This window comes from Arachidicoccus terrestris (assembly GCF_020042345.1).
Lineage (GTDB): Bacteria > Bacteroidota > Bacteroidia > Chitinophagales > Chitinophagaceae > Arachidicoccus > Arachidicoccus terrestris.
In genome coordinates, this window is the sequence record NZ_CP083387.1 from 3,917,663 (window position 1) to 3,933,150 (window position 15,488).

Below are 15,488 nucleotides of genomic sequence, written 5' to 3' on the forward strand. Positions count from 1 at the left end.
AAATCACTTTTCCATTTAAAAATTATATAGATATATCTATAATTATCTTAATTTTCTTATATTTGTATAGATATATCTATATAATTGTGTCAAATTATGTTTTATGCTTGATGATATTAACGAAAAATCAGGAAATGAACTTGTGAAGGAATTAGGAAGGCGATATAGCGTCTATCGAAAACGAATGGGTTATACACAGAAAGAGGTTGCTTATAGATCAGGATTAAGCATTTTCACAATAAGTAGTTTCGAAAATGGTGCATCTACAGGTATTACGATCTCATCCTTTATTAGATTACTCCGAGTAATTGACTCACTTGGAGAGATTGACAAACTATTACCTGAATTGCCAATGAGCCCTAAAGCTCTTTTTAAGAAACAAAAAAACAGAAATAATGGAAACTAATGTTGTAAAAATAAAGCTTTGGGACTTAGATGTTGGTTATCTTAATTGGGATGAAAAAGCCAATGTAGCCGTTTTTGAATACGATACTTCTTTCCTTTCATTGGGATTGGATATTGCTCCGATTACTATGTCAATAAATTCACCTCGTAGTAAAAAGTTGCTTCCCTGGTTAGGTGACAAAGACAAATTATATCAAGGTCTTCCACCTATGATTGCTGATTCGTTGCCCGACAAATGGGGAAACTCACTTTTTAATGCATGGTTGCGGGATAATAATCTCTCAACTAAGAGTATTAGCCCAATTGATCATCTTTCATTTATAGGAAATAGAGCAATAGGTGCATTAGAGTATGTACCTGCAAAAGCTCTCGGCGATGAGAGCACCTTTACTGTTGACGTTCAAGGATTATATGAGTTTGCAAAACAGGTACTTAATCGCAGAGAAGCGACTGTTTTAGATAAGGGAAATTCCATTCATTGGCAGGATTTAATAAAAATCAGTTCATCTCCGGGTGGAAAACGCCCTAAAGCCATTGTTGCTATTAATAAGGCAACCCAGGAGGTTATTTCTGGGCAGGGAAACATTCCGAAAGGGTACCAACATTATATTCTAAAGTATGATGATAATTCTGTTTATCCGTTTGCTAAGTTGGAGTTTATCTATTACCAAATGGCATTGGATGCCGGTGTTTATATAATGCCATCTGAGCTACGTCAATATGGGAACATAACTCATTTTTTAACGCAACGATTTGACAGAAAAGGCAATCGGAAAATTCATACCCAAACATTGGCGGCAATGGCTCCCTTCGTTAATAGCTATGAAGGTATTTTTGGCGTTATCCGCCGCCTGAATCTACCTTTTGAGGATAGCAGGCAACATTACTTAAGAATGGTCTTCAATGTACTTACGCGTAATGTTGATGATCATAATAAGAATTTCTCGTTCTGTATGGACCATAATGGGGAATGGCGCCTATCCCCTGCCTATGACCTGACTTTTAGTGTTGACCTTGGCGCTCCGGCTTATGTAAATAGGCATAGTTTAACAGTGAATGGTAAAAATCAGGATATTAAAAGAGAAGATTTGGAAATCGTTGCCGTGCAGAACGATATTAAAGACTACCATACATTAATAGACCAAGTGGTAAAAGCAGTTGATAAGTTCGAAGATTATGCGACCTCGTTATCAATTTCTAAAAGCTTGATTGATCAGATTAAGTCAGAATTTATAAAAATTTAGATTTCCAAAAGCGAATTTTTGTGATTCAACAGAAGGTTAGTGCTAATTGAATTGAATATGCTTTTTTTCTGTCACTTCTGTCGTATCTTTAAACCTCGGTCATCAGTTTAAGAATAGCCGACAAAAACATCTAAAAGAATATTTATATGAAAAAGGTAATTGCCGCATTCAATATGACATTAGATGGGAATTGCGACCATACTGCAGGGTTGCCAGATGAAGAAATCCATCAACATTATACAGAATTATTGAACCAGGGAAGCGTGATTTTATATGGGAGAACTACGTACAACCTTATGGAATTTTGGCGCACATTTTTAGAACGCCCTTCGGCAGAAAGGTCGATGAATGACTTTGCTATTGCAATTGACAAAATCCCAAAAATTGTTTTCTCACATACGCTTAAAAGTGTAGATTGGAAAAGCGCCACTGTCGCAGATCATGATTTAAAAGAGACCATTTTAGAGCTAAAGCAGCAATCTGGCAAAGATATTTTAATTGGCAGCCGCAGTTTAATTATACAACTAATGAAACTTGAATTGATTGATCAATACCAAATTTGTATTCACCCGGTTGTTGCAGGCAATGGATTGCGGTTATTTGACAATATAAGTAGGAAGACTATTTTTAAGCTTGTGGATACCAAAATATTTAAAGGTGGTGCAGTAATACTTTATTATGAGCCGAAATAGCTACGAGATGCTTTTCTTAAAGAGGATATGAGATGGAGCCGGGAATCTACTACCCGGAATTGGTGGATCAATAAATTGCCTCTCCGTCGCTCATTTTTTCCTAAAAATTTCGCTCGATTTGGCCGAAGTGTGGCTGGTTTTAATTGCTTCAGATTAAGCTTCGTCTTTCACTGTAAACCGTGTAATTAAAGGGTTATACAAATCAGGATTTACTTAAGGTAAGGAGTTTATATAAAATCAGGTACAGCAGTGTTTGTGGAACGATTCTTTCTTGTCTAAGCAAGAAAGTATATACAAAATGAATATAGACTATTCGGAAAGAGAATATAATCCGTGTTGCTCTGCTCAAAAATAAAAACCAGAAACAACTGGGATGATTGTTTCTGGTTTTTGGGGATTGAAATAAATTTTGTCTAGTTTTACCCAGGTTAAGGTTTCGAGAACCAGCTTTCCATTGTATGATAATCCACAACCTGTGATCCTTCTGCATCGACAGCCCCTACTGATTTTAGTGAGGGAATGTCATAAAGATATTCGGAGTTATATCGGGGTCTTGCACGATAAACGTATTTGCCGTTGTTATTAACGAACAAAGTGCCGCCAGCCGGTTTAAAGGCCGCGTATATCTGTTTACCGGTTGTTGGATCTTTGTCGGTGTAATGAAACCTGCGCATATCCGCCCAGGTTTCCTGAATACCCCACCCATATAATGCTATATATTTTTGCATCATAATTTGTGACAGCGTTAAATTGCTTGCGGAAACAGGAACTACGCTTATGTTATTGAGATAGAGTGTTTTATTGATGGTGTTGATTTGATGTCCACTAGGCACATTCGTGGCATATTTCGTACTTAACATGTCGAAGTTTAAACTGATAGCGTTTTTATAGGCGCTTAATGCGTTTGCCTTCTCTCCTTTTCTGTAATATGCCTCGGCCAGAAGAAATTGCATTTCAGATGCAGTCATAATCGGAAACTCCGCATTATCCCTGAAAATATATCTTCCGGAATCTGTTGCTGGGCTGGAGGTAGAAAGGCCTGATTTGCCCCAGAAATTGGTGGGCCATTTTTCTTCCGGTAAAGTTTCATCTAAGCCTTTGCCAATTGTCACTCCATAAAATGTTCCTTCTTTATTTTCCCGTAAAAGGTACCAAGCCCTCGGGTCCTGCACTCCTGTAAGTGCTTCCGGATTCCTCCCTGAAAGTAAATCTGCAATATAGGCCGATTGACGCAGGCTACCTACATTGCCCCTGAAAGGCCCGTAATAGTTGGAGCTTCCAGAAGTTCCGATCGCAGAAAATTTAACTGTTGTGTTCTCCGCATTTGTTTGTGCTGCCAGTGTTGCGTACTTAATCACTGAATCCGCACTGTAATTAGATTTGTTAGATAAATATGCGTAAGACCTGGCTAGTATGCCGTAAGCGAATTTTTGCCATTTCTGGATATCTCCCTGGTTAAAATAGGCATCCGCTGTTTTAAAACTGGCAGATCCTCCCTGCGCTTTACCAAATGCAGCAAGGGCATCAAAGCAGGCTGCCCTGCACGAATCGTATGCCAATTGTAGGGAGTCATAATCAAAAGTAGACCGGTCAACATCAAAGGCCTGCTTAATAATAATCGCATTGGCATATTCATTACCAAGTTCCAGCCAGCCCCAGGCTCTCAGGGCTCTGGCTCCTCCCACAAAATCCCATTGATTTTCTGCACTGGCTCTGGATACGATATAGTTTAGGTTTTGTCCATGGCCAAAATAAAAAGCTGCCCACATGCTTCCAAAGGCGTCGCTGGAACCTAATACTCCTCCCATTCGGTCATATTGAGTTCCTCCGTTGTCTGTGGCTGTGGCTACATAATTATTCCAGTATTGTACATATCTGCCAATATAGATACCATCACCGGCAATTCCATACGCGGATCCTGCAGCCGCTGAACTTCCGATAATACTTCCGATTAAGCTGGGAAATATATTCTCGACCGGTTCATCCGGCGGTGAATTAGGATTGGTATATGCTTCGTCCAACTTTTTTGTACAAGAGGCCATCATTACTATTGCTGGCAAGATGGATAAAATGGATATTTTAATAATAGTTAATATTTTCATGACTGTGATTTTAACGAGATTTAAAAGTTGGCTTTGATCCCAAAATTGTACGAAACGGGGGCTGCCACATTGCCGTAATCCATTCCGAACCCCCCTACTCCAACGGTGCCTGCTGTATTACCGCTTACATTGGGATCTGCCCCTCTATAATTCGTAAATAATACCAGATCATTACCCGTAAAAAATATACTCAGTGATCTGAACATCTTCCATTTCTGAATAAGTTGTTCAGGTAATTGGTAGCTCAGGGTAATATCTCTTAATCTGAGCGCATTGACATCTTTTTGAATAAAAACTTCGTCTGGAAAACCTTTAGTTTCAGTGTAGTAAGTACTGGCTACATCATTGGGCACAAAAGAAATAGTATTTTTTGTTGGACTTGCGGAGTTCTCCTTACCATCCTGTAATACACCTTCGATAATAGTGGGAGTCATTCTGTTCTTGGTAAGCGCACTTTTGCCCATATAGGTCAGGTATTGTTCGGTAGCATTATAAATATCGCCCCCTACCCGTAAATCCCAGAGGAAACTAAGATGCCAGTTTTTATAACGGAAGCTGTTGTTTGTCCCCAAGGTAAAATCTGGATTCCTGTCGCCTATTGGTCTGAAGCTTGTGTTGACCACCGGCATCCCATTTTCAGGATTGATTAGTATTTGCCCTTTATTATTCCTTTCAAAAGAATACCCTGTTAGCTCCGTGGTGGGATAATTCCTTACGAAGCCTCCTCTAGTATTAAGGTATATCCATGTGTCGGAGATATAATAGTCATTTTTTTCGGCAATAGATGCCGGTATATCGATAACATTGCTCCACATATGATTGAAGTTAAATTCGATGTCCCAGGCGAAGTCTTTTTTATTGATGGGATTGACGGACATCGTCAGTTCGATACCCTGGTTACGTGATTCTGTTGCATTTTGCGTGTTTAATATGAAGCCGGTGCCATAACTGGCCCTGTAACCTACACTTATCTGGTCAATATTATGTGTGTTGTAATAGGCCGCTTCCAAAGAAATTTTGTTGTTTAACAACCGGGTCTCAAGGCCTATTTCGTACGTTTTTTGCTGTTCAGGTACCAGATTGGGGTTATTATTATAGTAAGAATAGGAATATGCAGGAATATTTGAACTCGCGTAATTATCCACAAAAACGGCCTGATTTAGATAAGGCGGCATCAGTCGGGCAGTTTGCGCTCTGGAAGCTCGTAATTTCAGGTAATTAAGGAAGTCTCCTTTGAAGCCGGGAATGATATCGCTGAGGATGGCACTAAAGCTGATACCTGGATAATTATAGCTTCTCTTGTCCGGTGCAAATACGGACGCCTGCTCAAAACGGTGGGTGTAGGATAAAAACAATACATTGTTATAGCTAACGGCCGCTTCGCCAAAATAAGCCAGTTGCCGCGTGATACTTTCATTGGGCTGCCCCACTTTGTTTCTTGCCAGTCGTGACTCTACCACGCCAATATTACTGCTGTCAGTACTATGGGATCTGGGATTGTCGGCGTCCTTTAATTGAGACCCTGCTACGGCGTATTCCTCTGTTTTGTAATCCTGCCACATTGTCCCAATCATACCTCTTAACCCAAATTTACCCACTTTCTTTGTGGCGGTCGCGGTGATGGTATGATTATAGCCTTTATAGTTGAGATAGTAATTACTTAGGAATCCCCGAGTGGCAGATTTGAGTGTACTGGACTGCGGATCGGTCAAAATGTAGCCATTCTGATCATAAGTGTCATAGCCAAATCTTCCTGCAATCGTCAGCCAATCTACCGGTTTTACGTCAACACCTAATGTTGCAATCCATCTGGAAGTTTTATCCTGACCGTAGTTTCTATGGGCGCTAAAGAAAGGGTTATCCAGTACTTCAGAATTGTAATCATCTGCATAAAGCAATCGTTTGTTGCCATCGGCATCCAGATAATTGGCGGCATTGTCGATTGTGGGCCATGCATACAGATCCAGCACATACCCTCCGGCGCCTCTTGTAGGTTTGATGTTTTCAGAATTGATATAGCTAATGGTTGGAGTGATGACAATTTTCCCATCCCATAATTTTGTATTATTGGACAACTTAAAATTATACCGTCTGTAATTATTATTGGGAATTACGCCGCTATTGTTAAAATAGGAACCCGTTAACCGGAAGCCGACATTTTTTGTACCCATGTCGGCTGCTATATTTTGTGTATTAGCGAAACCGGTCCTGAAAAAATCAGAAATATTATCGTATCGTTTGGTCCCTGATGGATATTCCGGCCCAAAATATAGGAAAGCTTCGGCGGGATTGTTTGTCGCTTTCCCATCTTTTCCTTGGGAATAGGTATCCAGGATCTCCGGAAATCTCGTGATCTTATTAAAACGGAAGCTATTGTCATAACTAACATTAATACGACCGTTCATTTCTGGCTTTTTAGTGGTAATGATAATAGCACCTGAGCTTGCCTGACTGCCATATAATGCGGTTGCCTCCGGTCCCTTTAGTATTGTGATAGAAGCGATATCATTAGGGTTAATATCTGAAATTCTATTGCTGTAGTCGCTAGTCCGGTTTGGCCGGTCATCGGCAAGGCCAATACCTGCTCCGCCATTGGAAGTCTCATTGAAGGTTGTATTGTCAACAATGATACCGTCAATAACAAATAATGGCTGGTTATTGAGTGACGCCGAGTTGAACCCTCTGAGAACGATTTGGGAAGAAGCCCCTGCCTGGCCGCTGGTTGGGTTGATGGTAACACCAGCAGCACGCCCTTGTAAGGCATTGACAAAGTTCTCTCGTTGTGTCTGCTGGATATCGTCACCTTTTATTGTCTGAACTGAATACCCCAGTTCTCTGGAGCTTCTTTTAATATCCATTGCCGTGACCACAACATCTTTAAGGCTGTTGTCTGTGGCCGCTTGCATTATAACCGTTAACTGCCGCTCGCTCCCTACCGTTAACTGTGCAGATGTATAACCTACATGAGTGAATTGAAGAACATCACCTATGTGGGCTTCGAGGGAAAACGTTCCCGAATTGCCGGTTAGCGTTGCCTGTTTTGTATTGGCAATTTTCACGGTGACACCTACCAGCGGAGCGCCTATGCTGTCTTGCACCTTGCCGGTAATCTTCTCTAATTGTTGGGCAAACATGGCGTTGGTAAAACAGATACTAAGGAAAGTGAGCCCAACGCCTAACCGATAAAAAAAACTTCTTTTTTGCATAAAGGGGAATTATACGGGGTTATTTATTGATGAGCGCATTATTGTACAGGGATATTCATTATATAAATCCTGCAATCTGATCAACATCCATATTACAAGTAGCGCAAGGAACCGATACATTGTTGTCGGTCGAGGTTTCTAATGTTTATAGGTTCTTCTTCTTATTCCAAAGGCTAATCGTAAGTAAGCCTAGTAACAATAGGCCTACTTTCGTATTACAGAATTACGATAAATTTTTCATAACTGATAAAAATTGTTAATGAATATTTTTATTTTTTTTACCGGTTATTAATGCCGTTTTAAGTCGCTTTGGATATGGCCCTACAAAGGCCTGAATTATTATAGCGGCATATTATACTCATTACAAAGTATTGCTGGCAGAACAACTGGATAGCAGAGGCAGGCCGAATCTATATGTACCAGGGTCCTTACTCTGATACCGAATTGATTGATATTCAATAACTATAAATATTATCCGGCCAAACTTATGAAGAAGGCTCTGTGTGGTAGATACTATTTTAAATAAGAAAGGGGAAACGTTTTATTTTCCCCTCGTGATTTTATAAATGCATGCCTATTAAAGTCGTCAGGCAGAGTCTTTCCCATTATGCCGATATAGCTGCTGTTCTGATCTGTGATGGCGGTACACCATACATTTTTTTAAAGGCAAAAGAAAAATGAGACAGGTTTTCAAAGCCTAACTCTAAGTATACGTCTGTCGGAGCCCTGCCTTTTTCCTTTAAAAGGTAATGTGCTTCAGATAATCTTTTGCCTAAAAGCCATCTACTGGGTGTGGACTGAAAGACTTTCTGAAAATCTCTTTTGAATGTTGCCAGGCTCCTGCCGGAGAGATAGGCAAAACGGCTCATGTTGACATTAAAATGATAGTGCCGATTCATAAATTCCTCCAGGTCGATCTTGCCAGGTTCGGAGAAATCGAATAAGGTTGATTTTAACGAAGGCACTAACTCCAGCAGTAACATGATGGCTTCTTTCATTTTTATAAAAACAAGGCTGTCGTTTAACGCCTCCTTGTTATTTTCATACTGCATTAAAGAAGTAAAAAAGCTTTCCAGCAAAGGGTGACTATCTAGTTTTATAACGGCATCTCCCTTTTCACAACTGGAATATGATATGTTTTTATGGACGCTTATTTTGCGCAATAGTTCCTGATCTAACGGCAGGGATACACAGCGAAATGGGCGATCAATATCCGGTGTTTTTTCAAACTTAACAAGACGGTTTCTTTTTGAGAATCGGAACTCTCCTTCTCTGAATATATATTCCTTGTCTCCATCGTTTAACTTTAAGGTGCCTGACATCTGGAAACTTAAAACATGTTGTGCTGTGAACTGTTCTCCTTCTCTTTTCGTCTCAAAATGGCAGGAGTAATGAACGGACGGTTTATTATGTGCTTGTTGCGCTTTCATTATCAATCTTTTAATTCAGGACTTTCTTTCAGAAGCTTACCTTCTTTAAAATGGCGTTTCCAGAAGATCCTACGGTGGATATAGGCTAAACTTAAATATAATGGCTAATTGTTCGTAAAATTACCACAATTAATGGAAGATGTTTGTTTTTTTCTATATTTCTGAAACTTGTTGTGTTGGCAATGCCTGGATATCTATAAAATTAACATCTGTCTGCGTTTCAGTATCAGTAGAAACACTAACAGAAAGCCACTCTTTAAGCTCTGCTTCTCTCATTGACATCCCATTTTGTAAAACGCCAACGGCGTCACTGCCCAGAACGAGATGAACAGGCGGTTTGGGATGATCAATTAGATCAATTATTACTTTTGCCATTTTATCCGGGTCACCTACAGGAACAAACTGCCCTCTTTTATAAGTTGACACACGTGTTTGTATATCTTCATATATATCCGGGCTGTCGGCGTACCCCATTGAATTGCCTGACCACTGCGTTTTTATGCCACCTGGTTCAACGGCAATTACTGTAATACCTAAAGGTGCTAATTCCCTTTGAAGTGCTTCGCTAAATCCACTCAGGCCAAATTTGGCTGCCTGATAGATAGACAGTCCGGTACTGGCCACTCTCCCACCAATTGAACTAATTTGCAAAATATGTCCTGAACCCTGATGACGCATGTGCGGAATAACGGCCCTGGACAATTCAATCGGTGCATACAGATTCGTTTCCAACTGGTCAATGACCTGTTCATCTGAAAAGCTTTCTGCAGCGCCGGTAATGCCAAACCCTGCATTATTGACCAGGACATCAATACGACCAAAATGACTGATACTATCGTTAATGGCCTGGTATATTTGTTTTTGGTCCCTTACATTCAACGTTAATTTTAGAATGTTTTCTTTGGGGTACTGATCCAAATCATTTAGGTCATTTATGTTTCTCGCTGTAGCAATGACTTTGTCTCCTTGTGCCAGGATCGTTTTAGCCAGGCTTTTGCCCAGACCTTGTGAGCTGCCGGTAATAAACCATACTTTACTTTTCATGTTTTTCTTATTTTGAATAGCAAAGTTCTGTTTATTATCATTTTTGGGGTTTGTTTATTAGCTCAATTGTACTTTGTTGAATGGCTCATGCTGCGCCACTCCACAATTTTGTACCTAAGGCTAAGGATGCTTATCTTGAAATCCAGGGACATGAAATCAAATTAACTACAAAGACAGCATAGGGGTTTTATGCCGATAGCAGAAGGTCACTCCTCTTTTTTATAAAGCGCAATGACGCAGATAGGAGCATTGTCATAATCCATCTGATAATATCTTTTGTATTTTTTTCCAAGCATCGTCACTTGCTGTGTTGCTAAAAGTTAACGGCCGTTGGTCGCAAAAGAATCCGTGCATTGCTTCTGGGTAAATTGTCAATTCGTACCTGACCTCTGCCGATTTCAATGCCGTTGACATTAAGTCTAACTGCTCTTTGGTTATCAGACTATCTTGCCCCCCAACAAAATAAACGAGCTGCCCTCCGTGTTTTGCGATGCCTGACGTAAGCTTGACCGTCGGCTCGGGTTGACTAAGTTTGATGTCAGGGTTCACTATCCATCCGGCGTAAAAGCAAATTGTAACTGCAATTTCTAACTGTGTCGCCGCCAGATAGGCAATATGTCCACCAATGCTAAACCCAATAAATCCAATTTTACCAGAAATGTTCTCGGTGGATGTTAGAAAAGCCATTGTTGCTTCCACATCTTCCAATACTTCTTCACGGGAAAGCTGCCCCATCAATTCCATTCCTTTATTCCGTCCCGCAGTATCATAGGAAAGTTCCAAGTTAGGTTCTGTCCGATGATAAAAGTCTACAGCAATCGCTACATAACCAAGTTCTGCGACTCTATTGGTAATATCTTTGATATGATCGTTTACACCAAATATCTCCATTCCAATTATTACGCCGGGAAATGTTCCGTCAGTTGCTGGCCGGGCAAGATAGCCGTTCATAACTGAGGGGCCTCCTGATACCTGAATGGCAATTTTTTCGTTAATGATTTTATGTTTTGTTGACATATCTTATTTTTAAGTTGCGTAAGTGCCGTAATGTAATGAATGATTTTTTTGTATATGACCTGCAGGTATCTTCGAAGCTTTTTTCTTTGCGCTTGCTCATTGTTTATTTAAAATTCAAAAGTAGGAGCGCCTAAAATAAAGTTACGCTTTCTATTATTTGCTGTATGATAAAGGTAGGTGTATTTTTGTAGCTGTTCAAGCGAACGCCTGCTAGCGCCAGATAAAAACGCCATATGGCCCTCGAACTATATAGACGAACTTTTAGAATATTACATGCTGCTTAAGTCTGTGCTGCTTTGAAGATGCATTTAAAGGCATTAAAATATGTGGCATACAATCGTTAATATCTAATCCAACGGGGATGTTTATGAGGATTTGTACCTGTTTCGCTTTTTTAGCTTACTAAAAGTTTCAGTGCTTACATAACGACTCATTGGCCGCTTAATCAATTACCGTATTATTGATTATTATTTTATATAATTCCCATTTGCTTCATCAGTGTAGAGGCATTCATATTTTGACAAACCCCATCTCGGTATTGGTAGCTGAATATCATTTTATCCCCTTCCATATCTATCTCAAAGGCAATATTTTTGATATTATCCTGATAGGAATTGACCAGATCAGTCAGTTCAATATCGTGGGTAGCAATAAGCCCCCTACCCTTATATCGGATAATGTTTTTAATCAGGGCAGCAGATCCCAGATGCTGATCCCTCGAGTTGGTACCTTTAAGGATTTCATCAAGCATAATATAAACCGGCCTTTCAGATTTGATCTGTTCCATGATCGATTGCAATTTCTTGAGCTCCGCATAGAAGAAGGAAGTATGTGTAAACAACGAGTCGTTGGTTCGCATACTGGTATATAAAGCAACCGGTGTCAGTGTCATGGCCTCGGCTGCCACATTTGCACCAGCCATGGCTAAAACCATATTAAGGCCCACCATCCTAAGGAAGGTACTCTTGCCGGCCATATTGGCACCGGTGATTAAATACAGATTAAGGTTTGCCGGTTGGTGTAGGTCATTGGGAATGGATGGCTCGGGATATAGCAAAGGATGCCTGCCTGACTGAATGTCCAGCATAAAATCCTGTTTACCGGATTTGTCCAAGATTGTCGGCGTAGTATTGCCTGGGTGATTAAAATTAAAAAAGGCCAGGCTGATCAGACTGTCGAGTTCACTGCTTACAGAAATCCATAGCGGAAATTGTTCTTTAAATATATTTTTCCAATGTTCGATCCGGTACAGGCAATTAAGGTCCCAGAGTAAGAGCCCGTTTAAGACAATATTCATAATAATATTGAGCCGGTTGTCCAGGGCTGCGATCAGTTTAATAAATTTTCTAAAGCTGCCTTTACTTTGCTCTTGCCTGTTTATCGATGTATGCAATTTGTTTAGACCTGCTTCCCCAAAAGTCCGGCCCGCAAATAGGTGCACTAGATTATGGTATTTTTTTAATGTTCCAGCTCTTTTGCTGATAAGCTGGTGACTTTCATTGATCATTTTTGCTTTATTACCTGTAATGCCCAGCTGAATTAAAGAAAGAACTATGGCAGGCCACGCCGGTAAAGGGCCAAACATGAAAAGCAACCAACCGGCGACGGTTACTGCCGGGAGGGTCGTCAGCATATATTTCCATGTTTTGCTTGGGTATAAGTCCGGTGCTAGCTTTAACCATTCTTCAATACTGCTTCGGTCTGCCGGACCTTCTTCATTAAGTGAACCGGTGATCAAAAACTGCTGGCACCATTCAGGCTCTTTTTCTAGGGCAGCTACCATCGACTGACGCTCACGAATGACCAGGCTGTCCTGTTCAGATTCAGAAAGGAACCTGCCCAATAAAATTTTCCCCTTATTGGTAACAGATCGGTTGATCCGCTGAAACAATGAGTTCTCTCCAAATAGGTCGAGGTCAAATGCATAAGGGTGTTCAGGGCCAACGATTCCTTCGCCCCCGTCGAATGCGCCGAACTGGCCGTCGAGACCAGCCAACTCCCGCTCATTGATCTGTTTTCGCCTGGTTTGATAAGCCTCTGCTTCCTGTAAATCCCCGGATCTGCGTAACAAAAAAATAAAAATTATGATAAGTATACACAAAGCCAGCCACCATATATTTGATCCATAAGTTCTAAAAAGCTGATAAATAGTCAGAATAATCGATATACCCGCCAGCAACCTGTATAAAGCAATCGTTTTGATGTTTTGCTGCAGGCTTGTAAGCATTATCGTACTCTCTGCTAACTGTGCTTCATAGAATGAGGCGGGTTCAGTAGCCGATGAGGCTATGGCAGAGGTTTGGGACGATAAGGCTTTTGTAGAATCAATGGTTGCCATGTTGCGTTAGCGTGATAATTTGAAATATAATGTCTGTATGCTATACAAAGAAAGTGAATCCTTCCCAAATAACATGGATTCTCGGATGAAATTGACTGGCTTCCCGTCACCGGGCAATGGATATTACAAATACATCAGCTTGTTAATGGTGGCTCATATTTCTCTTTGTTTTATATCTTAGAGCTGTATACTGATCTGTTATTATTTAATATCTAGCTTCTGAGCTGCCTCAGCAAAATAAAATTCTGCTCCATGACTAAATCGTTGACATCGACTATCTATCTATTCCTGAGTAAAAAGGCCTTCCAAACACAATTGTGTTCTATAATACTTCTGATTTCAGGGGTGTCTTGGACAGCAAAGGCACAGGTGTCTTCCAGTAAGGTTTCAGGCGTTATGCCTGTCACTAAAATCAACAATGGCTTCATCAAAGGTGTCCGTGAGCAAAATAGCTTTGTCTTTAAGGGCATCCCCTATGCAGCACCCAGAACAGGTGCCTCGAGGTTTATGGCGCCTGTACGACACAAAGACTGGGTAGATACCTTGAATTGTCAGGCCTTTGGTTCTGCTTCTGCTCAGGCGGGTTCAAAGGAACATCCCGTTGTGGGAAGCGAGGATGGTTTGTATTTAAATGTCTATACGCCTACCCTTTCACAAAAAGCCAATATGCCAGTATTGGTGTGGGTGCATGGAGGATCAATGGTTGCGGGCTCAGGCAATGGAGCAAACGGCCATGCTTTTGCAGACAGAGATTCGATTGTTACGGTAACCATAAATTACCGGCTGGGGGTGTTCGGGTTTATGTATCTAGGTGACCTGGGATCTGTATACAAAACATCTGGGAATAATGGCCTTTTAGATCTGATACAGGCGCTAAAATGGGTAAAAGTAAATATCGCTCACTTTGGCGGAGATTCTAACCGGGTAACTGTCATGGGAGAATCTGCCGGTGCGAAATTGTCCAGTGCACTCATCGTTGCTTCCGGAGCCAAGGGCCTTTATTCCGGAATGATCCTGGAGAGCGGCGGCTTTCAATGTATCAGGGATACAGTTACTGCCAAAGCGATTCGGCAAAGAGTTATGGAGAAATTAAATATAAAAGATCCCCGGGATCTACTGGGCCTGCCGACCGAGAAGCTAATCAACGCGCAGACTGAAGTACTCGGAGGCGCAAAAGGCACTAATTATTTCGGACCTGTTATGGACGGTATCATATTAAATGATAGCCCTTATGCCTCAGTGGCTAAACAAGGCCGTAATATAGTTCATTACCTTGTCGGAGCCAATGAAAACGAAAGCAGGATCTTTATGGATATGGATAAAAGGTTATATCACCCGGATTCTACCGTAATTTCAGATTGGTTTGGCAGTAATTATCCATATTGCCTGGCCGATTACACAAGGGCACTTAAACATTTCGGGAAAAGCAAAGACACTGTTGCAGCTGCCAACGTCCTTTCAGCTTATATGTACCAAATGCATACCAACCGGCTGGCAAAAGAGCTGGCTGCAGCTGGCAGATCCACCTGGGTCTATAGATATCAATTTCCTCCAGCCAATCACGGTTCAGAGCTCCGGTATGTCTGGTATGCCCCTGCACAGATAAGATACACCGCTGATGAACGGGATTTTGGCCGTGATTTGCATAGATATTGGGTTCAATTCATTCGTAACGGGCGGCCTGGAATTGTAAATAATATTAATTGGGGTCCCTATACATCTAAAAGACAAAACGTTATGATACTCAAAAAACATTTTCATTTACAAAAAATTAAGAAATTTTTTAACAATCCCCATCAACCTTCTGCCTGTTTTTTGTTGAATTAGCACCCGTAGAAGACATTTGTCATCCATCCTCAACCAGCTGTTTTTCTATGAATTATAATAACTGAGCAAAATTTTGCTCGGAATAATCTTGTTTTGCCCTGTCCAAATATAGAAAAAATCTTATTTGAAAATCATTGATATTTAACCCGGATTTTTTTACGCAAACGATTGATTTCAGTTACA

10 protein-coding genes are annotated in these 15,488 nt (G+C 40.7%); 4 read left to right on the top strand and 6 right to left on the bottom strand.

The window, feature by feature from the left end; genetic code table 11:
- The first annotated feature begins 103 nt into the window (after positions 1-103).
- The 3 genes from K9M52_RS15340 to K9M52_RS15350 all read left to right on the top strand — a co-directional run bounded on the left by K9M52_RS15340 (position 104) and on the right by K9M52_RS15350 (position 2,341).
- A complete protein-coding gene (locus K9M52_RS15340) occupies positions 104-406 on the top strand; it encodes a helix-turn-helix domain-containing protein (RefSeq protein WP_224069310.1) in 303 nt (100 codons plus the stop codon).
- Positions 396-1,649, top strand: coding sequence for a type II toxin-antitoxin system HipA family toxin (locus K9M52_RS15345; protein WP_224069311.1), 1,254 nt, complete (start codon positions 396-398; stop codon positions 1,647-1,649). Before K9M52_RS15340 ends, K9M52_RS15345 begins: the two co-directional genes overlap by 11 nt.
- A gap of 146 nt (positions 1,650-1,795) precedes the next feature.
- Positions 1,796-2,341, top strand: a complete 546-nt coding sequence (locus K9M52_RS15350) for a dihydrofolate reductase family protein (RefSeq protein ID WP_224069312.1) — start codon at positions 1,796-1,798, stop codon at positions 2,339-2,341.
- Positions 2,342-2,769: 428 nt separating this feature from the next.
- Here the strand turns inward: K9M52_RS15350 and K9M52_RS15355 are convergent, their stop codons facing one another.
- The 6 genes from K9M52_RS15355 to K9M52_RS15380 form a co-directional block, all read right to left on the bottom strand.
- Complete coding sequence (locus tag K9M52_RS15355) at positions 2,770-4,443, bottom strand: SusD/RagB family nutrient-binding outer membrane lipoprotein (RefSeq protein ID WP_224069313.1); 1,674 nt, start codon at positions 4,441-4,443, stop codon at positions 2,770-2,772.
- Positions 4,444-4,463: 20 nt separating this feature from the next.
- Positions 4,464-7,649: a SusC/RagA family TonB-linked outer membrane protein gene (locus tag K9M52_RS15360; RefSeq protein WP_224069314.1), complete on the bottom strand. Its 3,186-nt coding sequence runs from the start codon at positions 7,647-7,649 to the stop codon at positions 4,464-4,466.
- Between the two features lie 605 nt (positions 7,650-8,254).
- Positions 8,255-9,079 (bottom strand): helix-turn-helix domain-containing protein, encoded by an 825-nt coding sequence (locus K9M52_RS15365; RefSeq protein ID WP_224069315.1) that lies wholly within the window; start codon positions 9,077-9,079, stop codon positions 8,255-8,257.
- Positions 9,080-9,232: 153 nt separating this feature from the next.
- Positions 9,233-10,123: an SDR family oxidoreductase gene (locus K9M52_RS15370; RefSeq protein ID WP_224069316.1), complete on the bottom strand. Its 891-nt coding sequence runs from the start codon at positions 10,121-10,123 to the stop codon at positions 9,233-9,235.
- A gap of 252 nt (positions 10,124-10,375) precedes the next feature.
- Positions 10,376-11,140, bottom strand: coding sequence for a dienelactone hydrolase family protein (locus K9M52_RS15375; protein WP_224069317.1), 765 nt, complete (start codon positions 11,138-11,140; stop codon positions 10,376-10,378).
- 472 nt (positions 11,141-11,612) lie between these two features.
- Positions 11,613-13,478: a MutS-related protein gene (locus tag K9M52_RS15380; protein ID WP_224069318.1), complete on the bottom strand. Its 1,866-nt coding sequence runs from the start codon at positions 13,476-13,478 to the stop codon at positions 11,613-11,615.
- A gap of 252 nt (positions 13,479-13,730) precedes the next feature.
- On the opposite strand from K9M52_RS15380, the gene K9M52_RS15385 reads away from it, so the two are divergent.
- Positions 13,731-15,305 (top strand): carboxylesterase/lipase family protein, encoded by a 1,575-nt coding sequence (locus K9M52_RS15385; RefSeq protein ID WP_224069319.1) that lies wholly within the window; start codon positions 13,731-13,733, stop codon positions 15,303-15,305.
- Positions 15,306-15,488 lie beyond the last annotated feature (183 nt).